The 19513-nt window shown below is 72.3% G+C and carries 20 protein-coding genes; 7 read left to right on the top strand and 13 right to left on the bottom strand.

The window, feature by feature from the left end; translation table 11 throughout:
* Nucleotides 1-38 precede the first annotated feature (38 nt).
* Complete coding sequence (locus E4P38_RS04070; protein WP_245160768.1) at nucleotides 39-1319, top strand: DUF445 domain-containing protein; 1281 nt, start codon at nucleotides 39-41, stop codon at nucleotides 1317-1319.
* 3 nt (nucleotides 1320-1322) lie between these two features.
* Here E4P38_RS04070 and E4P38_RS04065 read toward each other — a convergent pair whose 3' ends face one another.
* The 6 genes from E4P38_RS04065 to E4P38_RS04040 all read right to left on the bottom strand — a co-directional run bounded on the left by E4P38_RS04065 (nucleotide 1323) and on the right by E4P38_RS04040 (nucleotide 5809).
* The gene (locus E4P38_RS04065; RefSeq protein ID WP_209308920.1) at nucleotides 1323-1673 is read right to left on the bottom strand and encodes a cupin domain-containing protein; all 351 of its coding nucleotides are present in this window, start codon (nucleotides 1671-1673) and stop codon (nucleotides 1323-1325) included.
* An 88-nt stretch (nucleotides 1674-1761) separates the two neighbouring features.
* Nucleotides 1762-2742 carry a 23S rRNA (guanosine(2251)-2'-O)-methyltransferase RlmB gene (gene rlmB / locus E4P38_RS04060; protein WP_245160767.1) on the bottom strand — a complete coding sequence of 327 codons (981 nt, stop codon included), beginning with the start codon at nucleotides 2740-2742 and terminating at the stop codon, nucleotides 1762-1764.
* On the bottom strand, nucleotides 2724-4127 hold the full coding sequence (gene cysS / locus E4P38_RS04055) for a cysteine--tRNA ligase (RefSeq protein ID WP_135130452.1): 1404 nt from the start codon (nucleotides 4125-4127) through the stop codon (nucleotides 2724-2726). The genes rlmB and cysS overlap by 19 nt, the downstream gene beginning before the upstream one ends.
* Nucleotides 4128-4137: 10 nt before the next feature.
* Complete coding sequence (gene ispF, locus E4P38_RS04050) at nucleotides 4138-4635, bottom strand: 2-C-methyl-D-erythritol 2,4-cyclodiphosphate synthase (protein ID WP_135130450.1); 498 nt, start codon at nucleotides 4633-4635, stop codon at nucleotides 4138-4140.
* Complete coding sequence (gene ispD / locus E4P38_RS04045; protein WP_135130448.1) at nucleotides 4632-5288, bottom strand: 2-C-methyl-D-erythritol 4-phosphate cytidylyltransferase; 657 nt, start codon at nucleotides 5286-5288, stop codon at nucleotides 4632-4634. Before ispD ends, ispF begins: the two co-directional genes overlap by 4 nt.
* A gap of 38 nt (nucleotides 5289-5326) precedes the next feature.
* Nucleotides 5327-5809 carry a CarD family transcriptional regulator gene (locus E4P38_RS04040; protein ID WP_029431001.1) on the bottom strand — a complete coding sequence of 161 codons (483 nt, stop codon included), beginning with the start codon at nucleotides 5807-5809 and terminating at the stop codon, nucleotides 5327-5329.
* Between the two features lie 121 nt (nucleotides 5810-5930).
* Between E4P38_RS04040 and E4P38_RS04035 the strand changes: the two genes are divergently transcribed.
* Complete coding sequence (locus E4P38_RS04035) at nucleotides 5931-6788, top strand: UbiA family prenyltransferase (protein ID WP_245160766.1); 858 nt, start codon at nucleotides 5931-5933, stop codon at nucleotides 6786-6788.
* Nucleotides 6789-6805: 17 nt separating this feature from the next.
* Here the strand turns inward: E4P38_RS04035 and E4P38_RS04030 are convergent, their stop codons facing one another.
* Nucleotides 6806-7684: a hypothetical protein gene (locus E4P38_RS04030; RefSeq protein ID WP_135130447.1), complete on the bottom strand. Its 879-nt coding sequence runs from the start codon at nucleotides 7682-7684 to the stop codon at nucleotides 6806-6808.
* 10 nt (nucleotides 7685-7694) lie between these two features.
* The gene (locus E4P38_RS04025) at nucleotides 7695-8285 is read right to left on the bottom strand and encodes an RNA polymerase sigma factor (protein ID WP_167760439.1); all 591 of its coding nucleotides are present in this window, start codon (nucleotides 8283-8285) and stop codon (nucleotides 7695-7697) included.
* Between the two features lie 193 nt (nucleotides 8286-8478).
* Here E4P38_RS04025 and E4P38_RS04020 point away from each other — a divergent pair, with 193 nt between their 5' ends.
* From E4P38_RS04020 to E4P38_RS04005, 4 genes are all read left to right on the top strand, one after another.
* Complete coding sequence (locus E4P38_RS04020; RefSeq protein WP_135130444.1) at nucleotides 8479-9054, top strand: copper chaperone PCu(A)C; 576 nt, start codon at nucleotides 8479-8481, stop codon at nucleotides 9052-9054.
* A 59-nt stretch (nucleotides 9055-9113) separates the two neighbouring features.
* Complete coding sequence (gene radA / locus E4P38_RS04015) at nucleotides 9114-10478, top strand: DNA repair protein RadA (RefSeq protein WP_135130442.1); 1365 nt, start codon at nucleotides 9114-9116, stop codon at nucleotides 10476-10478.
* A gap of 97 nt (nucleotides 10479-10575) precedes the next feature.
* On the top strand, nucleotides 10576-11661 hold the full coding sequence (disA, locus tag E4P38_RS04010) for a DNA integrity scanning diadenylate cyclase DisA (protein WP_135130440.1): 1086 nt from the start codon (nucleotides 10576-10578) through the stop codon (nucleotides 11659-11661).
* Between the two features lie 29 nt (nucleotides 11662-11690).
* On the top strand, nucleotides 11691-11942 hold the full coding sequence (locus E4P38_RS04005; protein ID WP_135130438.1) for a PLD nuclease N-terminal domain-containing protein: 252 nt from the start codon (nucleotides 11691-11693) through the stop codon (nucleotides 11940-11942).
* Here E4P38_RS04005 and E4P38_RS04000 read toward each other — a convergent pair.
* Nucleotides 11929-12609 (bottom strand): MucR family transcriptional regulator, encoded by a 681-nt coding sequence (locus tag E4P38_RS04000; RefSeq protein WP_135130436.1) that lies wholly within the window; start codon nucleotides 12607-12609, stop codon nucleotides 11929-11931. The two genes, E4P38_RS04005 and E4P38_RS04000, sit on opposite strands and share 14 nt — an antisense overlap.
* A gap of 77 nt (nucleotides 12610-12686) precedes the next feature.
* On the opposite strand from E4P38_RS04000, the gene E4P38_RS03995 reads away from it, so the two are divergent.
* The gene (locus tag E4P38_RS03995; RefSeq protein WP_135130435.1) at nucleotides 12687-13577 is read left to right on the top strand and encodes an A/G-specific adenine glycosylase; all 891 of its coding nucleotides are present in this window, start codon (nucleotides 12687-12689) and stop codon (nucleotides 13575-13577) included.
* Between the two features lie 162 nt (nucleotides 13578-13739).
* On the opposite strand, the gene E4P38_RS03990 is transcribed toward E4P38_RS03995, so the two are convergent.
* The 4 genes from E4P38_RS03990 to E4P38_RS03975 form a co-directional block, all read right to left on the bottom strand.
* The gene (locus E4P38_RS03990) at nucleotides 13740-16292 is read right to left on the bottom strand and encodes an ATP-dependent Clp protease ATP-binding subunit (RefSeq protein WP_135130433.1); all 2553 of its coding nucleotides are present in this window, start codon (nucleotides 16290-16292) and stop codon (nucleotides 13740-13742) included.
* Nucleotides 16293-16693: 401 nt separating this feature from the next.
* Nucleotides 16694-17038: an Lsr2 family protein gene (locus E4P38_RS03985; RefSeq protein ID WP_135130432.1), complete on the bottom strand. Its 345-nt coding sequence runs from the start codon at nucleotides 17036-17038 to the stop codon at nucleotides 16694-16696.
* 149 nt (nucleotides 17039-17187) lie between these two features.
* Complete coding sequence (gene lysS / locus E4P38_RS03980) at nucleotides 17188-18693, bottom strand: lysine--tRNA ligase (protein WP_135130430.1); 1506 nt, start codon at nucleotides 18691-18693, stop codon at nucleotides 17188-17190.
* 23 nt (nucleotides 18694-18716) lie between these two features.
* Nucleotides 18717-19511, bottom strand: a complete 795-nt coding sequence (locus tag E4P38_RS03975) for a type III pantothenate kinase (protein ID WP_135130429.1) — start codon at nucleotides 19509-19511, stop codon at nucleotides 18717-18719.
* Nucleotides 19512-19513: the final 2 nt, after the last annotated feature.

The following is a 19513-nucleotide window of genomic DNA, read 5'->3' as shown; positions in this document are numbered from 1 at the left end:
GTGGGACGGCGGACGGCGGGGTCCCTACGCTGGTGCAAGTGCCGGAACCCCGACCGTCCGTCCCCCTCGCGGGCTCGCTCGACGACCCGGAGCGCGCCAGCGATCTGACCCGCATGAAGCGGCTGGCGACCGGCCTGTTCCTGCTGGCCGCCGTCGTCTTCCTCGCGTGCGTGCTGTTCGGCCGGGACGCCGGCAGCTGGGTCGGCTACGTCCGCGCCACCGCCGAGGCCTCGATGGTGGGTGCGCTCGCCGACTGGTTCGCGGTCACCGCGCTGTTCCGGCACCCGCTCGGGCTGCCGATCCCGCACACCGCGATCATCCCGCGCAAGAAGGACCAGATCGGCGCATCGCTCGGCACCTTCGTCCAGGAGAACTTCCTGACCCGCAGCGTGGTCGAGGCGAAGCTGACCACGATCGACGTGCCCGGCCGGCTCGGCGGGTTCCTGGCGTCGCCGGGTCGCGCGGAACGGCTCGCCGGGGACGCCGCGGCTGCGGTCTCCGCGCTCTCGGAGCTGCTGCGCGACGAGGACCTCGAGCCGGCGGTCGCCGACCTGGTGGACCGCAAGCTGCACGCCACGCCCGCCGCACCTGTGGTGGCGCGTGTGCTGGAGCTCGTCGTCGAGGGCGACCGGCACCAGGAGGTCATGTCGGCCGCCCTGCGCGGACTGGCCCGCTTCCTGCAGGAGAACCGGCTGGTCTTCCGGGCCCAGCTGGGCGACGCCTCGCCGTCGTGGGTGCCGGACTGGGTGGACGACCGCGTGTTCGACCGCGTCTTCGCCGGTCTCGAGGCCTTCCTCGAGGAGGTCGGAACCGATCCGCGGCACGAGCTGCGGCGCTCCTACGACGCCCGGCTGCGGGCCTACGTGCACGCGCTGCGGACCGACCCCGACACCGCCGCACGGATCGAGGAGCTGAAGAAGGAGCTGCTCGAGCATCCCGCCGTCCGCGCCTGGTCCGGATCGCTGTGGACCAACGCCAAGAACGCCGTCCTGAGCGCGGCCGCCGACCCGGACTCCGAGCTGCGGTCGCGGCTCGCCGGGCTCATCGGCGACGGCGCCCGGCTGCTGCAGACCGACCCGACGGTCCGCGAGCTGGTGCAGCGGCACTCGCACACGATCGCCGGTTATCTGGTCGAGCGGTTCTCCGCCGACATCGCCGACCTCGTCAGCAGCACGGTCGCCCGCTGGGACACCGAGGAGACCAGCCGGCGGATCGAGCTGCAGGTGGGCCGGGACCTGCAGTGGATCCGGGTCAACGGCACCGTGGTCGGCGGGCTGGCCGGGCTGGTCATCTACACGGTCGCCCAACTGCTCGGCTGAGCCTCAGGCCAGGTGGAACCCGTCCCAGGTGAAGCCGGGCGACACGACGCAGCTGACCAGCACCTCGTCGGTGGCGGGCTCGGTCGCCTGCCTGGTCCCGGCCGGGACCAGGACCTGCGGGCTCTCCGGCCCCAGCACCCGCCGCTCCTCCCCGACCAGCAGCGTGAGGGTTCCCGGGCCGTGCCAGAACCAGAGCTCGTCGGCGTCCACGACGTGCGGCGCCGACTGCTCCCCCGGCATCAGCAGGAAGTGGATCGCGCTGGCGGCCGGCCGCCCGCCGTCGACCGTGACAGGGGCGGTCCAGGTACGGCGGTACCAGCCACCTTCGGGATGCGGCTGCAGATCGAGCCGCACCGCCGTGGGCGGCCGCCGCGAGGAGTCGGACGTGGGGCTCAGCGGATCAGGGGACGGCCGCTGGGCGCGGTGCGGTCCGACCGCGATGTCATCGCCGCGCCATACCGGCGGCGTAGAGCGCGATGCCGGCGGCGACGCTGACGTTGAGCGACTCGGTGTCGCGGTCGATCGGGATGCGGACGACGACGTCGCAGCGCTCCCGCACCAGGCGCGAGAGCCCCGTGCCCTCGGCGCCGACGACCAGGGCGACCGGGTCGGCGAAGCCGTCGTAGCGGTCGAGGTCGGTGTCGCCGTCGGCGGCCAGACCCACGGTCTGCAACCCGGCCTCCTGGTAGGAGGCGAGCGCGCGGCCCAGGTTGACCGCGCGGGCCACCGGGATCCGGGCGGCCGCGCCGGCGCTGGTCCGCCAGGCCGATGCCGTCATGCCGACGGCGCGACGCTGCGGCACGACGACGCCGTGCGCGTCGAACGCGGCAGCGGAGCGGACGACGGCACCGAGGTTGCGGGGGTCGGTGACGCCGTCCAACGCCACGATCAGCGGCGGGCGCCCCGAGTTGTGGGCCAGGTCGATCAGGTCGTCGGGGTGCGCGTAGTCGTACGGCGGCACCTGGAGGCCGATGCCCTGGTGCAGGGCGCCCTGGGACATCCGGTCGAACTCGGCCTTGCCGACCTCCAGCAGCGGCAGCCCACGGTCGCCGGCCAGCGCGATCGCCTCGGTGATCCGCTCGTCGGTGCCACCCCGGCTGGTGTCGCCGGTGACGACGTAGAGCGCGTTCGCGGGGATCCTCGCCCGCAGGGCCTCGACGACCGGATTGCGCCCGAGCAGCAGCTCCGGGGTCTCCTCGGAGCGCGCCCGGGCACGGGCACGCTCGGCGCGCGAATTGGCCTCGGCCGTCGCGCGGCGCTGCGCCGGATGCCCGGGACGGGCCTCCGCCGGCGGGGTCGCGCCGCGTCCGGCGAGCGAGCGGCGGTTCTTGCCGCCGGTCCCTGCGGTCGCGGTCTTCTTGCCGGCACCGGTCGTGCGGCCGCGGCGCTGGCTGTTGCCGGCCATCAGCGGGTCAGCTCCCATCGGGGTCCCTGGGGGGTGTCCTCGACGGAGACGCCGAGGGTGGTGAGCTGGTCGCGGATCGCGTCGGCGGCGGCGAAGTCCTTGCGGGCCCGCGCCGCCTGCCGCTGCTCCAGGGCCAGCGAGACGAGTCCGTCGGTCACGTGCGTCAGCTGCTCGTCGCTGCCGCCGGTGGCCCACTGGGGGTCGAGCGGGTCCAGGCCGAGGACACCGAGCATCGCGCGCACCGAGCCGAGCGCGCCGGCGACCGCGGCGTCGTCGCCGTCCGCCAGTGCGGTGTTGCCCTGGTGGACGGTCTCGTGGATCGCCGCGACGGCGGCCGGGGTGCCGAGGTCGTCGTCGAGCGCCGCGGTGAACTCGGCGCAGAGCACGGGAGATCCGGCGTCCGCGCCCACCCGCTCCGCGGCCCGGCGGACGAAGGACTCCAGCCGTCGGTACGCGACGCCCGCCTCGTCCAGCGCGGTGTCGGTGAACTCGATGGTGGAGCGGTAGTGCGGGGTGGCGAGGTAGTAGCGCAGCTCGACGGGGCGGACCCGCTGCACGACCTCGTCGACCAGGGCGGTGTTGCCCATGGACTTGCTCATCTTCTCGCCGCCGAGGGTGACCCAGCCGTTGTGCAGCCAGTATCGGGCGAACCCGTCACCGGCGGCGCGCGACTGCGCCTGCTCGTTCTCGTGGTGGGGGAAGCGCAGGTCCAGCCCGCCGCCGTGGATGTCGAAGTCGCTGCCGAGGTAGCGCCCGACCATGGCCGAGCACTCCAGGTGCCAGCCCGGCCGGCCGCGGCCCCAGGGGGTGTCCCACGACGCCGTCTCCGGCTCGCCGTCCTTGTGCGCCTTCCACAGGGCGAAGTCGCGGGGGTCGCGCTTGCGCTCGTCGGTCTCGGTGTCCGCAGCCGACTGCAGGTCCTCGAGCTTCTGCCCGGTCAGCTCCCCGTAGGCCGGGAACGACCGGACGTCGAAGTACACGTCGCCGTCGACGGCGTAGGCGTGCCCGCGGTCGATCAGCCGACGCATGAGCGCGACCATCTCGGGGATGTGGCCGGTGGCGCGCGGCTCGTAGGTGGGCGGCAGGATCCCGAGGACGTCGTAGGCGCGGGTGCAGGCCCGCTCGTTCTCGTACGCCCAGGCCCACCACGGGACGTCGTGAGCCGCCGCCTTCGCGAGGATCTTGTCGTCGATGTCGGTGACGTTGCGGATGTAGGTGACGTCGAGCCCGCCGACCATCAGCCAACGGCGCAGCACGTCGAAGGCGAGGGCGGCCCGGACGTGGCCGACGTGCGGCCGTCCCTGGACGGTGAGCCCGCAGACGTAGACGGAGGCCTGGCCGGCACGCAGCGGCGTGAAGTCGCGGACCGCACGGGCGGCCGTGTCGTACAGGCGGAGGCTCACTGGGGGGAGTCTACGGGCGTCGGCGCGCTCTTCTTTCCCGGAGCACCAGCGCTGTCGCTACCGCCGCCCGGCCCTCGCCGCGACCGGTGAGCCCCAGCCCGTCGCTGGTGGTGGCGCTGATGCTGACCGGAGCGCCGAGCGCCGCAGAGAGCACGGACTCCGCCTCGGTCCGCCGAGGACCCAGCTTCGGGGTGGTCGCGATCATCTGGACCGCCACGTTGCCCACCCGCCACCCGGCCTGGGCGAGCACCTCCCGGACGTGCTCCAGCACGGCATTGCCGTGTGCGCCGGCCCAGCGCGGGTCGTCGGTGCCGAGCAGCCCCCCGATGTCCCCCAGCCCGGCAGCGGAGAGGACCGCGTCGGTGATCGCGTGGGCCACGATGTCTCCGTCGGAGTGCCCGGCGCAGCCGTCGACGCCGGGCCATTCCAGGCCGGCCAGCCGGCAGGCGCGCCCAGGCTCTATCGGGTGGACGTCGGTGCCGATGCCGACGCGGGGAAGATCGGTCATGTCTGCAGCTCCGCGAGAAACAGGTCGTGCGCGACGGTCACCTTGGCGGCCCGCTCGTCGCCGTCGACGGTATGCACCGGAACGCCCGCCGCGCGGAGGACGGACGCGTCGTCGGTGTGCTCGGCGTCGTCCTCGAGCGCGGCGTAGGCGGCGACGAGCGTGGCGCGGTCGAAGCCCTGGGGGGTCTGCACACGGCGCAGCGGCGCCCGGGGAACGGCGTCGGTCACCACGCCGCCCTCGTCGACGACGACGACGGTGTCGGCGACCGGCAGGACGGGCACGACGGCGCGGGCGCCGTCGGCCAGTGCGGTCAGGACCCGGCCGACGACGTCCGGCGGGGTGAGCGGGCGGGCTGCGTCGTGGACGAGGACGACGTCGGCGTCCTCGGCGGCAGCCACGAGGCCGGCACGGACGGACGCGGTGCGGGTCGCGCCGCCGTCGACCACGACGACGTCGGCGGCCAGGACCGCCGCGAACGCGGCCCGCTCGTCGGCCGGGACGACGACCACGACCTGCGCCACGCCGCCGGCGCGGAGGGTGTCGACGGCCCAGCACACGAGTGGGCGGCCGGCCAGCGGCACGAGCGCCTTCGGCAGTTCTGCCCCCAGACGCAGACCACTCCCGGCCGCTGCGACGATGCCGACAGCGTGCACGGGAGTGGTCTGGGTGTCTCTGGGGTGGTGCAGCGTGCTCAGGAGGCGAGGACCTCGTCGAGAAGGATCTCGGCCTTGTCCTCGTTGGTGCCCTCGGCGAGCGCGAGCTCGCTGACCAGGATCTGGCGGGCCTTCGAGAGCATGCGCTTCTCGCCGGCCGACAGCCCACGGTCCTTGTCACGGCGCCAGAGGTCGCGGACGACCTCGGCGACCTTGTTCACGTCACCGGAGGCCAGCTTCTCGAGGTTGGCCTTGTAGCGACGCGACCAGTTGGTCGGCTCTTCGGTGTGCGGAGCGCGCAGGACCTCGAAGACCTTGTCCAGGCCCTCCTGGCCGACGACGTCACGCACGCCGACGATCTCTGCGTTGTCAGCCGGAACGCGCACAGTGAGGTCGCCCTGAGCGACCTTCAGCACGAGGTAGGCCTTCTCGACGCCCTTGATGGTGCGCTGCTCGATCGCCTCGATCAGTGCGGCACCGTGATGCGGGTAAACGACGGTCTCGCCGACAGTGAAGCCCATGTGGATGTGACCCCTTTCGCTGTCCCTAGGTTACCACGGCAGACTGACGAACGGATCTGCCCCGGGCCGTAAATCTGCAGGTCAGGGCCTTGATGTGGGACGTCGGAGGGGTTGACACAGCGTGACCGATGTGCCTCGGACGGCGGGTGGGCCGCTCCGCACCCTGCGCGCACTGGCCCTCGCGACCCACCTGGGGCCGGCGCTCGCCGTCACGACCGTCGCGACCCTCCTGGCGGTCGCCGCGGGACTTCCCGGCGCGCGGGTGGCACTGGTCTGCGTCGCCGTCCTCGCAGGTCAGGCGTCCATCGGCTGGAGCAACGACTGGCTCGACGCCGACCGCGACCGGGCTGTCGCACGGGCCGACAAGCCCGTCGTCCAGGGAGCGGTGGAGCCGACACGACTGCGCTCGGCGGCCCTCGTCGCGGCCGCGGTGGCCGTCGTCCTGTCGCTCCTGCTCGGCGTCCTCCCGGGGCTGCTGCTGCTCGTCCTGGTGGCGAGCGGCTGGGCCTACAACGCGGGTCTGAAGCGGACCGCGGCGTCCCTGCTGCCCTACGTCACCGGGTTCGGCGCCCTGCCCGCCGGCGTCGTCGCGGCCGCGCCCGGGACGCCGATCGCGCCCTGGTGGCTCGTCACCGCAGGCGGGGCGCTGGGCGCGGCGGCGCACCTGGCCAACGTCGCGCCCGACCTGGAGGACGACCTGGCGACCGGCGTGCGCGGCCTCCCGCACCGGCTCGGTGCGCGCGTCTCGGCGTTGACCGCCGCGCTGCTGCTGGGGGCTGCGTCGGTCGTGCTCGTGGTCGGCCCGGACGGCCCTCCCACGGTCGCGGGCTGGATCGGCCTCGGTCTCGCGGTGCCCGCGGTCGCCATCGCCGCGCTGGCCGGGACTCTTCGCTTCCGCCGCCTGGCCTTTCCCGCCGTCATGCTGCTGACGGTCCAGGACGTCGTGCTGCTGCTGCTCGGCGGGGCTGCGATCAGCTGACCGCAGCCCCGCCGGGGTCAGTTGTGCCCGCGGCCGTTCCCGTTGCCATTGCCGTTCCCGTGCCCGCCGTGACCGTTTCCGTTGCCGCGGGAGTCCTCCCCGGCGTCCTCGGTCTCCGCCTCGACCTCGGCGGTCGGCTGGTTGGTGTCCGAGTCGTCGATGCCCTCGACGTCCTCGATCCCGTCGACCTCCTCGAGGTCCACGTGCTTCAGGCGCGCCCAGTGGCTGACGACCTGGCCGTCGGCCTTGCCGTCCGGGAATGCCGCGTGCACCCAGTCGCTGAACTTCTGGCCCTCGACGGGTCCGTTCGCCGCCCACTCCTCTGGCGTGAACTCGGCCTCGACCGTCACCTCGGTCACGACCTCCGGCACCTCGACCTCTCCGGGGTCGGTCGTCGTCTCGTCGGCGGTGAGCGTCTCGTCCGGCGTCGTCACGTCGTCGGTCGTCTCGTCGGCGGCGCCCACGACGGTGGAGAGGGTGTCCTGGACGTTGTCGCCCAGGACCCCGGTGGCACCGGCTCCGGTGAAGGCGACGAGGACGACGCCCGCGCCGGTGGCCGCCTGCGCGACGGCACCGGCGGACAGCAACTTGGCGAGCAGGGCGGGGAAGAACATGGCGAAGCGTCTCCGTCTCCGGACCCGGGAGCGCCGCGGCGAACTCCCGGCCGATGGGGCCGTCCGGGTGGACGGGCTCGACTGGTCGGTGAGAAGACCGCTGGCCAGCAGGTCGGCGAGAGCGGCGTTCGGCCGTCCCGGCAGGGTCGCCGTCGCCCGGACCGCACCGGCGAAGGCCGCGACGGCGGAAGTTCCGCCGTCCGCCTCCTCGGGCAGGGGCCGTCCGGCGAGGAACGCCTCGAAGGCGGCCTCGTCGGTGGTGTCGTCGGCTGCTGTGGTCATCTCACTCCTGTCATCGCCGGAGTGACTCGTAGGGGTGCGCGTTCGCGCCGACTCTTTCCTCGGCGTTCTCCACCTGGGTGCGCAGCGCCCGGAGCCCGCGGCGCTGGAGTGCCTTCACCGATGCGACCGAGCGGCCCATCGCGGAGGCCACCTGCTCCATGGTCAGGTCCGCGAGGATCCGCAGGAGGAGGACCGAGCGCTGGTCGTCCGGGAGTGCGGCGCACAACCGGTGGACGGTCTCGGTGCCGACACCGACCAGGGCGTCGTCCTCGACGTCGCCCCCGAGAAGTTCGGTGAGGTCGCCCGGGTCGTCGGCGACCTGAGGACGGCGGCTGCGGCGCCGCCAGTCGTCGATGAGCCGGCGGTGGGCGATGGTGAACACCCAGGCGCGCAGCGCGTCCTCGTCCCCGGAGAATCCCGGCAGCCCGGTGAAGACGCCGATGAAGGTCTCGCTGGCCAGGTCGTCGGGTTCGACCGCCCCGTGCAGCCGGAGGTAGCCGGTGACCGACGGCGACAGGCTGCGGTAGAGCACCTCGAAGGCCCACGCCGCGCCGGCCTGAGCCGCCGCCAGGACGTCGTCGAAGGGCAGTCCCGTTCGCACGTGCCCTCCTTCGCCCGAAACCTGATCCCCTTCTGGATCGGCAGGGCGACGCGCGGACCGGACCTGATGGGCGGACTCGCCGACGATGAGGGTTCCCTCCGGGCAGACCGCCCGGCCCGCCCGTTACGCTCCGCTCGACCCCGTGCCGCCGATCCCGCGGTGGCCCGATGTTTCCTGCTGGAGGTCGACGGCTGTGAACCGCGCGCTGCGCGCCGCCACCATGGGCGTGCTGTTCCTCTCCCCCGTTGTGCTGTCCGCCTGCAGCGCGGGGCAGGTGACGCAGACGGCCTCCCAGGAGCGCGACAAGACCGGGGCCCAGGGCCAGGTCGGGGAGATCTCCGTGCGCCAGGCCGAACTGGTGAACCCCCGGAGCGGCAGCTACGAGCGGGGCGACGACGCCGAGCTGCAGGTGGCGCTGGTGAACGGCGGTACCGAGGCCGACACCCTGGTCGGGGTCGACGGCGAGGGCTTCGGCTCCGCGGAGATCGAGAGCTCGGGCACCGGCACGAGCACCGGGTCCCGCGGCTCCGACGGGGAGATCGAGATCCCGGCCGGCACGTCGGTCTTCGTGGGCAGTGACGAGTTCACCGTGACGCTCACCGACCTCGACGAGGACCTCACCAGCGGGCAGTACATCGAGGTGACCTTCACCTTCGAGAACGCCGGCGAGATCACCCTCCCGCTCACCGTCGCCACGTCGAGCGAGGACGGGACGCGCGGCGAGGCCTTCGACTTCCACGAGGAAGAGCGCACCGCAGAAGAGGGCTGAGCCGGCCGCGATCCGCGTCCTCCCCGGAACTGTCCGACCCCGGGGTTAGCGTCGATGTCGTGCCGCCCGCCGGAGTGAAGACCGCCCGTCCCGCCCACCGCTGTTCCGAATGCGGCTACGCCTCCGCCAAGTGGGTCGGCCGCTGCCCGGAGTGCCAGGCGTGGGGCAGCATCCAGGAGTTCGGCGCCACGGCGGCGTCCCTGCGCGCGGTGTCCGCCGGCCCGGTGACCGCACCCGCCCGGCCGATCGCCGAGGTGGAACTGGCCGGCGCCCGCGCCGTACCCACCGGCATCGAGGAGTTCGACCGCGTCCTCGGCGGCGGTCTCGTGCCTGGCGCCGTCCTGCTCGTGGCCGGCGAGCCGGGAGTCGGGAAGTCCACGCTCCTGCTCGAGGTCGCCCACCGGGTCGCCGCCTCGAACGGGCCCGCGCTGGTCGTGTCCGGGGAGGAGTCGGCCGGGCAGGTCCGGCTCCGGGCCGAGCGGATCGGCGCGCTGCACGAGCGGCTCTACCTGGCCGCCGAGACCGATCTGGCCGCCGTCCTGAGCCACATCGAGCAGGTCAACCCCACGCTGCTGGTCCTCGACAGCGTCCAGACCGTCCGCTCCCCCGGCGACGGCACCGACGGCGGAGCGACCCAGGTCCGCGCGGTGGCCAGTGCGCTGACCGCCGTCTCGAAGAGCCGCGGGATGACGACGATCCTGGTCGGCCACGTCACCAAGGACGGCGCCATCGCCGGACCTCGCACGCTGGAGCACCTGGTCGACGTCGTCATCTCCTTCGACGGGGAGCGGCACTCGTCGCTGCGCCTCGTGCGGGCCATCAAGAACCGTTTCGGTCCGGCCGACGAGATCGGCTGCTTCGAGATCGGGGACGCCGGGGTGGTGGGCGTGTCCGACCCCTCGGCGCTCTTCGTCTCCCGGCGGACCGCGCCGGTGCCGGGCAGCTGCGTGACCGTGACCCTCGAGGGCAGCCGGCCGCTGCTGGCCGAGGTGCAGGCCCTGGTCGCGAGCACCGGAGGTGGCGGCTCGCCGCGGCGGGCGGTCAGCGGCCTGGACGCCCAGCGGGTGGCCATGATCAACGCCGTGGTCGAGCGCCGCGGCGGGGTGAAGCTCGCCGAGGCCGACGTCTTCGCCGCCTCCGTCGGCGGGGTGCGCATCGCCGAGCCCGCCGCGGATCTCGCACTCGCGCTCGCGATCGCGTCGGCGTCGAAGGACCGCGCCCTGCCGGAGGGGATGGTGGCGCTGGGCGAGGTCGGGCTCTCCGGCGAGATCCGCCGCGTGGGTGGCACCGGACGGCGCCTCGCCGAGGCCGCCCGGCAGGGCTACAAGGTGGCCCTCGTCCCCCCGGACGCCGGCGCCGCCCCGCCCGGGATGCGGCTGGTCGAGGTGCCCGACCTGGGTACCGCCTTCCAGCGCTTGTTCTAGCTCTCTAGAGTCTCGTTACGCGTCGCGACCACGGCGCTACCGGTCGCCCGGGACACGTAGACTCGGCCGCCGTACCACTCGACCGTCAGGAGCGCGCGTGCCCGCCGACGTGGACCCCGAGGTCGCCCTGCGCGAACTCCTCGGCCGCATCGCCCCCGGGACCGCGCTGCGCGACGGTCTGGAGCGCATCCTCGCCGGCCGGACCGGAGCCCTGATCGTCCTGGGCTACGACCGCGTCGTGGAGTCCCTCTGCACCGGCGGGTTCGCCCTGGACGTCGCCCTCTCGGCGACCCGGCTGCGCGAGCTGGCCAAGATGGACGGCGCGGTGATCGTCTCCTACGACGGCACCCGCATCGTCCGGGCCGGGGTGCACCTGATGCCCGACCCGACGATCCCGACCGAGGAGTCGGGCACCCGGCACCGGACGGCCGAGCGGGTCGCCATCCAGACCGGCTTCCCGGTGATCTCGGTCAGCCAGTCGATGCACATCATCAGCGTCTACGTGGCCGGGCGCCGGTACACCCTCGAGCACCCCACGACGATCCTGGCGCGGGCCAACCAGGCCCTGGCCGCCCTGGAGCGCTACAAGCTGCGCCTCGACGAGGTGGCGAGCACCCTGTCGGCGCTCGAGATCGAGGACCTGGTCACCGTCCGCGACGCGATGAGCGTCAGCCAGCGCCTGGAGATGGTGCGGCGCATCGCAGACGAGATCGAAGGCTTCGTCGTCGAACTGGGTACCGACGGCCGGCTGCTGGCCCTCCAGCTCGACGAGATGCTGGCCGGGGTCGAGGAGGACCGCGGTCTCCTCGTCCGTGACTACCTGCCGGGCGGTGGGCGGCGTCCGCGCACCATCGACCAGGTCCTCACCGACCTGCGCGCGCTGACGGCCACCGAGCTGCTCGACCTGTCCGCCGTCGCCCGCTGCTACGGGCTGCCGACGTCACCGGACGCTCTCGACTCCCCCGTCAGCCCCCGCGGGTACCGCCTGCTCAACCGGGTGCCGCGGCTGCCGTCGGGCATCATCGACCGGCTGGTGGACCACTTCGGCGGCCTGCAGAAGCTCCTGGCCGCGACCATCGAGGACCTGCTGGCCGTCGAAGGTGTCGGGGAGGCACGGGCCCGCGGTATCCGCGAGGGGCTGTCCCGGCTGGCCGAGACCTCGATCCTCGACCGCTACAGCTGAAGCGAGCGGCACGAGCCGGAGGACTCAGGATGCCCACACGACGCTGGCGTGATCTCAGCGAGCGCAACCGCAGGCTGATCGTGCTCGGCAGCGTCGTCGAGGGTCTCCTCAAGATCGCGGCGCTGGCCGATCTCAGACGCCGGCCGGCCGTGCAGATCCGGGGCTCGAAGTGGGTCTGGGCCACCGTGGTCGTCCTCGTCAACTCGGTGGGCGGCGCCCCGCTCGCGTACTTCCTCTTCGGCCGCCGCCAGCCGGACCGTTCGACGCTCAGCCCAGGGTGAGCGGCGCGTCCGGCGAGACCTTGGTGTCCAGGCGGCCGCGCACCACGTAGTCGCCGGGCCCGGGGTTCGCGCGCGCGGCCGTGCAGGTCGGCTCGCTGGTGAGCCCACCCCAGACGAGCGGAATGGCGACGACCTCACCCGGCGCCAGCGTGCGCGGGTCGCTGCTCGTCTCGGGGAAGCAGTCGTTGCTGCCCCAGATCCGGTTGCCCGAGAGGTCGAAGAGCAGCAGCTCCTGCAGGCCCTTGTCCAGGGCGCGGACACACGGCACGGCCGAGACGTTGGAGACCAGCAGCTCGAAGGTGGGCTTGCTGCCGACCGCGGCGGTGCCCGGGCTACGGACCTCGAGACCGAGCATGTCGTCGGTGCACGGTCCGCCCGCAACGGGGTCCGGCACGGCGGCGGCCGTGACGACGGCGTCGGCCGGCGGCGCCACGAGTGGCGGGGTCGGCGTCGCGACGGCGCTCAGCGAGGGCACCACGCGCTCCAGGGCAGGCACCGGGCGGGAGGAGCCGGCCGTCGACGAGGCTCCGCTGGCACCGTCCCGGCCGGCCAGCAGGGTGACCCCGAGCCAGGCGGCGCCGCCGAGGACGGCGAGCAGCAGGGTCAGCAGGAGCAACCGGCGCCGCCAGTAGACGGCGGCAGGCAACTTGCCGACCGGGTGCAACACCCGGGGAACGCTATCGGGCGGCTCCGGGCCGGTACGGCTCGGCACGCCGCTGCGGCGGCACGGCAGACTGGGATCCCGTGAGCAGCTCCCCTTCCCGTGCGGACGACAGCCCGGGTGAGGTCATCGTCGACTGGTACGCCGGTGCTGCCCGCGATCTGCCCTGGCGGCGGCCCGGTGTGGACGCCTGGGCCGTTCTGGTCAGCGAGGTGATGCTCCAGCAGACGCCCGTGGCCCGGGTGGAGCCGGTCTGGCGGGAGTGGATGGACCGCTGGCCCACGCCCGCTGCGCTGGCCGGGGTCTCACCGGCCGAGGTCATCCGCGCCTGGGGCAAGCTCGGCTACCCGCGGCGGGCCCTGCGGCTGCGGGAGGCTGCGGTGGCCGTCGTCGACCGGCACGCCGGTGTGGTGCCCGACGACGTCGCCGCGCTGGAGGCCCTGCCCGGCGTCGGCACGTACACCGCGCGGGCGGTCGCCTGCTTCGGCTACGGGCACCCGCAGCCGGTCGTCGACACCAACGTCCGGCGGGTGGTGGCCCGGCTGGTGCACGGGCGGGCCGAAGCCGGGAACGCCCGCGCCGCCGATCTGGCCGACATCGCCGCACTCACCCCGCCGGATCCGGTGCGGGCGGCGAGGTTCTCGGTGGCGGCCATGGAGCTCGGCGCGCTCGTCTGCGTCGCGGGGCCGCCGCGCTGCGGTGCGTGCCCGGTCCGTGACCGCTGCGCGTGGGTCCTGGCCGGGTCCCCGCCGCACGACGGACCGCCGCGCCGGGTGCAGAAGTTCGCGGGCACCGACCGGCAGGTGCGCGGGCGGCTGCTCGACGTCCTGCGCGCCGCCCATGCGCCCGTGCCGGCCGTGGCACTCGACGCCGTCTGGGACGACGCCGTCCAGCGGTCGCGCTGCCTGGGCTCCTTGCTGACCGACGGCCTGGTCGAGCAGACCGACGACGGTCTCTTCACCCTCCCCGCCTAGAAGTTGATCAGGTCACCTGATCGTTAAGGGTCCTGACTCACTGTCGACGGTGAGCCAGGACCCCACGTGATCAGGTGACCTGATCATCCGCAGCGGGCGAACGACAGACGACAGGGCCGCCCCCACCGTGCGGTGGGGGCGGCCCTGGCGGCGTGCGGTCGGTCAGCCCTCGGACTTCTTGAGGGACGGGCCTTCCTCGTCGGACCCGCTCTCGGCGCCCGAGAGGGCCACCGGCGGGGTGTCGGGGAGGTCGACCGGCTTGGCCTCACCGCGGAAGGTGAACTTCTGCGGAGCGCCGTCCTCGCCGTCCTCGACGTCGACCACGATGATCTGACCCGCGGTCAGCTCGCCGTAGAGGATCTTCTCGCTCAGCGCGTCCTCGATCTCGCGCTGGATGGTCCGGCGCAGCGGCCGGGCACCCAGCACCGGGTCGAAGCCACGCGCCGCGAGCAGCGCCTTGCCCGCCGGGGTGACCTCGAGCGACATGTCCTTGTTGGCCAGCTGGCCCTCGACCCGCTCGAGCATGAGGTCGACGATGTTGACGATCTCGGCCTCGGTGAGCTGGTGGAACACGACGATGTCGTCGATGCGGTTGAGGAACTCCGGCCGGAAGTGCTGCTTGAGCTCCTCGTTGACCTTGAGCTTCATCCGCTCGTAGTTGCTGGCGGTGTCGTTCCCGGCCTGGAAGCCGAGGCCGACGGCCTTGGAGATGTCCCGCGTCCCGAGGTTCGTGGTCAGGATCAGAATCGTGTTCTTGAAGTCCACGATCCGGCCCTGGCCGTCGGTCAGCCGGCCGTCCTCCAGCACCTGCAGCAGTGTGTTGAAGACATCGGCGTGCGCCTTCTCGATCTCGTCGAAGAGGACCACCGAGAACGGCTTGCGCCGCACCTTCTCGGTCAGCTGGCCACCCTCGTCGTAACCGACGTAGCCGGGAGGGGCACCGACGAGCCGCGACACGGTGAACCGGTCGTGGAACTCGCCCATGTCGATCTGGATGAGGGCGTCGTCCTCACCGAAGAGGAACTGGGCCAGCGCCTTGGCCAGCTCCGTCTTACCGACACCCGAGGGGCCGGCGAAGATGAAGGAGCCACCCGGACGGCGCGGGTCCTTGAGACCTGCACGCGTGCGCCGGATCGCCTGGCTGACGCTCTTGATGGCCTCTTCCTGGCCGATGATCCGCTTGTGGAGCTCGTCCTCCATGCGGAGCAGACGAGTGGTCTCCTCCTCGGTGAGCTTGAAGACGGGGATACCGGTCCAGTTGGCGAGGACCTCGGCGATCTGCTCGTCGTCGACCTCGGCGACGACGTCCATGTCGCCGGCCTTCCACTGCTTCTCGCGCTCGGACTTCTCGGAGAGGAGCGTCTTCTCCTTGTCGCGCAGCGACGCGGCCTTCTCGAAGTCCTGCGCGTCGATCGCCGACTCCTTCTCGCGGCGGATGCCGGCGATCCGGTCGTCGAACTCGCGCAGGTCCGGCGGGGCCGTCATGCGCTTGATGCGCATCCGGGCACCGGCCTCGTCGATCAGGTCGATCGCCTTGTCCGGCAGGAACCGGTCGGAGATGTACCGGTCGGCCAGCGTCGCGGCAGCCACGAGGGCGGCGTCGGTGATGCTGATCCGGTGGTGCGCCTCGTAGCGGTCGCGCAGACCCTTGAGGATCTCGATGGTGTGCTGCAGCGTCGGCTCGCCGACCTGGATGGGCTGGAAGCGGCGCTCGAGAGCGGCGTCCTTCTCCAGGTGCTTGCGGTACTCGTCGAGCGTGGTGGCACCGATGGTCTGGAGCTCACCGCGCGCGAGCATCGGCTTGAGGATGCTGGCGGCGTCGATCGCGCCTTCGGCGGCACCGGCCCCGACGAGGGTGTGGATCTCGTCGATGAACAGGATGATGTCGCCGCGGGTGCGGATCTCCTTCAGGACCTTCTTCAGCCGCTCCTCGAAGTCACCGCGGTAGCGGGAACCGGCGACGAGCGCGCCCAGATCGAGGGTGTAGAGCTGCTTGTCCTTCAGCGTCTCAGGCACCTCGCCCTTGACGATGGCCTGCGCCAGGCCCTCGACGACGGCGGTCTTGCCGACGCCGGGCTCGCCGATGAGGACGGGGTTGTTCTTGGTCCGCCGCGACAGGACCTGCATGACCCGCTCGATCTCCTTGGCGCGCCCGATGACCGGGTCGAGCTTGGAGTCGCGCGCGGCCTGGGTCAGGTTGCGGCCGAACTGGTCGAGGACCAGCGAGGTCGACGGCGTGCCCTCGGCGGGGCCGCCGGCCGCGGCCGGCTCCTTGCCCTGGTAGCCGGAGAGCAGCTGGATCACCTGCTGGCGGACACGGTTGAGGTCGGCGCCGAGCTTCACCAGGACCTGGGCGGCGACGCCCTCGCCCTCGCGGATCAGGCCGAGCAGGATGTGCTCGGTGCCGATGTAGTTGTGGCCGAGCTGCAGCGCTTCGCGCAGCGACAGCTCGAGCACCTTCTTCGCCCGCGGGGTGAAGGGGATGTGACCGGACGGCGCCTGCTGGCCCTGTCCGATGATCTCCTCGACCTGCTGGCGGACACCCTCGAGCGAGATGCCAAGGGACTCGAGTGCCTTGGCAGCGACGCCCTCACCCTCGTGGATCAGGCCCAGGAGGATGTGCTCGGTGCCGATGTAGTTGTGGTTGAGCATCCGCGCCTCTTCTTGGGCGAGGACGACCACGCGGCGGGCTCGGTCGGTGAACCGTTCGAACATCTGCTCATTCTCCTTCGACCGGCTGGTCCGGCACTGCCCTTCCCTGGTGATGGGAAGGAGCACCCGACATCCGTCGGCGCTGGGGGGCACCGGTCATTCCACTGTAGTCGCGGACCACGACGTCCCGTCGCCGGTCGGCGGGGCGATGGGTTGCTGTCCGTTCCAACTGTGGCGGGGAGGGCAGTGTTTCCGGCGCCGTTACGCCGTCAGCGGACGCCGTCGACGCGCGTCGTCGGCGCAGGTGGGTGCCCGCAGAGCGTCCCGAGGACGACGACGGCCCGGCCCCCCGTACGGGGAGCCGGGCCGGTTCGCGCGTTGACACGCGCGGACGTCACACGGACACCAGCAGTACGACGGCGTCCGAACGACACCGTGCGTACGGGTCCGTCACAGTGACACCGTCAGTGCGCGGCCTCGTAGGCCTCGACGACGCTGGCCGGGATGCGCCCACGGTCGCTGACGGCGTGGCCGTTCTTGCGGGCCCAGTCGCGAATGGCGCCGGCCTGCTCGCGGTCCATGCGGCCGCCGGTCGCACGGGAACGTCCACCACCGGAGGCGCGGTTGCCGCGGCCCACCTTGCGGGCGGCCGAGACGTACCGGGAGAAGGCGTCACGCATCTCCTTGGCGTTCTTGTCTGCCAGGTCGATCTCGTACGAGGTCCCGTCGAGGGAAAAACTCACCGTCTCGTCAGCCGAGAGGTTCTCGTCGAGGTCGTCGCTCAGGATGACCTGAACCTTGCGCGCCATTTAGTACCCTCACTTGTCGCAGCGGCCCGGGAGCCGAACGGAATTGCCGCCCAGTAAGAGCGACGACGCCATTACATCACAGTGGCGCACCATTCCGTCAATCCTCTGCGGACGGCGATCCTTTATAGTGAAACGGCTCGGCCCGGTTCCTAAGAGGAAATTGGCCTGACCAGCGGGAACAGGATGGTCTCCCGGATTCCGAGACCGGTGAGAGTCATCATCAGCCGATCCATACCCATCCCCATCCCACCGGTCGGTGGCATCCCGTATTCCAGCGCCTCGAGGAAGTCCTCGTCCAGCGCCATGGCCTCGGGGTCGCCGGCCGCCGCCAGCGCCGCCTGGGCGGTGAACCGCTCGCGCTGCGCCACCGGGTCGACGAGCTCGGAGTAGGCGGTGGCCCGCTCGATCCCCCCGATGTAGAGGTCCCACTTCTCGGCGAGTCCGGGCCCGGAGCGGTGCGCGCGGGTGAGCGGTGAGGTGTCCAAGGGGTAGTCGATGACGAACGTCGGCGCCTGGAGCGTGTGCTGGACCAGCGCCTCGAACAGCTCCTCGACCACCTTGCCCGCGATCCAGGCCGGATCCACGCCGACCTCGTGCCGCTCGGCGATCTCGCGCAGCGTCTCGATCGGCGTCGCGGGGGTGATCGTCTCGCCGACCGCCTCCGACACCGCGGTGTACAGCGGGATCTGGGGCCAGACACCGCCCAGGTCGACCTCGCTGCCGTCGTGATGGCGCGCCACGTGGTCGCCGTACAACGCCTGGCAGCACTCCTGGATCAGCTCGCGTGTGAGCGTCGCCATCTCCTGGTAGTCCGCATAGGCCTGATACATCTCGAGCATCGCGAATTCCGGCGAGTGGGAGCTGTCGGCGCCCTCGTTGCGGAAGTTCCGGTTGATCTCGAACACCCGGTCGAGCCCGCCGACGATGCACCGCTTGAGGAACAGTTCGGGCGCGATACGCAGGTACAGATCGAGGTCGAACGCGTTCATGTGCGTGCGGAACGGCCGCGCGGTGGCCCCACCGTGAACGGTCTGCAACATCGGGGTCTCGACCTCGAGAAAACCCCGTGAATTCAGGCTGTCGCGCAGTGTGGACATCACGGCCGCCCGCTGACGGACGGTGCGCCGCGCCTCGTCACGCACGATGAGGTCGACGTACCGGCGACGGACCCGCAGTTCTTCGCTCATCGGCTTGTGCGCCACCGGCAGCGGACGCAGAGCCTTGGCCGTGAGTTGCCAGGAATCGGCGAAGACGGAGAGCTCGCCGCGACGTGACGTCCCCACCTCCCCGGTCACGAGCACGTGGTCACCCAGGTCGATGTCGGCCTTCCAGGCTGCGAGCGAGTCCTCACCGACGCGGTCGCGGGAGAGCATCACCTGCAGTTCGGCGTCGCCCTCGCGCAGCGTCGCGAAGCAGAGCTTCCCGGTGTTGCGGAAGAAGATGACCCGGCCGGTCACGCCCGCCTTGTCCCCCGTCATCGTGTCCGGGGGCAGGTCCGGGTGGGTGGCGCGGACCTCGCCCAGGGTCGTCGTCCGCTCGACGGTCACCGGGTACGGGTCGATGCCGCTCTCGCGCAGGCGGTCCAGCTTGGCCCGGCGGACCCGGAGTTGTTCGGGAAGTTCGTCGTCCGGCGGACCGGGCGGTTCATCAGTCACGGACGGGAAGACTACGGGGGGCGCTATCGCCGTCCGGTTGCCTGCTGGCGTTCGAAGGCCAGCCGGAGGCCGTGGACGGTCAGGTCCGGCTCGCGCTCGGTGATCGAGCGGCAGCTGTCCACCACCAGCGGGGCGAGTCCGCCGGTGGCCACCACCACGGGTGCGGCGCCGAACTGGGCCACCAGCTCGGCGGCGATCCGGCCGACCAGGCCGTCCACGAGGCCCGCGAACCCGAGCACCAGCCCGGACTGCAGCGCGGCCACGGTGTTCTTCCCGATCGCCTGGGTCGGCACCGTGAGCTCGACCGAGCGCAGCTGGGCCGCCCGGGTGGCGAGCGCCTCCAGGCTCACCTCGACCCCCGGGGCGAGCGCGCCGCCGAGGAACTGTCCCTCCGGCCCGACGGCGTCGACGTTGGTCGATGTGCCGAAGTCGACCACCACCACCGGGCGGCCGCGGCCGTCCGGCCGGACGCCGTAGAACTCGTGCGCGGCCAGGGCCGTGACCACGCGGTCCGAGCCGACCTCCCGCGGGTTGTCCACGTGCAGCGGGACGCCGGTCCGGACGCCGGGGCCGATCAGGACCACCGGCACCTCGAGGGAGTCCAGCAGCTCGCGCATCGCGGGCAGCAGCGCGGGCACGGTCGAGCAGGCCGAGACCCCGGTGACCTCGGCGTCGCGCAGCAGCCCGCGCCACAGGAACCGCAGCTCGTCGGCGGTGGCCCGGGGTGCGGTCGTGACCCGCCAGCAGCCGATCCGCTTCTCGCCGTCGAACGTGGCGAGGACGGTCTGGCTGTTACCGACGTCGACCGTGAGCAGCACGG

The sequence above is a fragment of the Blastococcus sp. CT_GayMR16 genome, from assembly GCF_004570875.1.
GTDB lineage: Bacteria > Actinomycetota > Actinomycetes > Mycobacteriales > Geodermatophilaceae > Blastococcus_B.
The sequence above is the reverse complement of the archived record's forward strand: the minus strand, read 5'-3'. Positions and strand labels throughout refer to the sequence as shown.

Bases quoted from the DNA above. Each gene is read 5' to 3' on its own strand.
- rlmB (WP_245160767.1), bottom strand. From the start codon at position 2,742: ATGGGAGCTGACCCGCTGATGGCCGGCAACAGCCAGCGCCGCGGCCGC.
- ispF (WP_135130450.1), bottom strand. From the start codon at position 4,635: ATGACCGATCTTCCCCGCGTCGGCATCGGCACCGACGTCCACCCGATA.
- E4P38_RS04040 (WP_029431001.1), bottom strand. From the start codon at position 5,809: ATGGGCTTCACTGTCGGCGAGACCGTCGTTTACCCGCATCACGGTGCC.
- E4P38_RS04030 (WP_135130447.1), bottom strand. From the start codon at position 7,684: ATGACCACAGCAGCCGACGACACCACCGACGAGGCCGCCTTCGAGGCG.
- E4P38_RS04005 (WP_135130438.1), top strand. From the start codon at position 11,691: ATGCCCACACGACGCTGGCGTGATCTCAGCGAGCGCAACCGCAGGCTG.
- E4P38_RS03990 (WP_135130433.1), bottom strand. From the start codon at position 16,292: ATGTTCGAACGGTTCACCGACCGAGCCCGCCGCGTGGTCGTCCTCGCC.
- E4P38_RS03985 (WP_135130432.1), bottom strand. From the start codon at position 17,038: ATGGCGCGCAAGGTTCAGGTCATCCTGAGCGACGACCTCGACGAGAAC.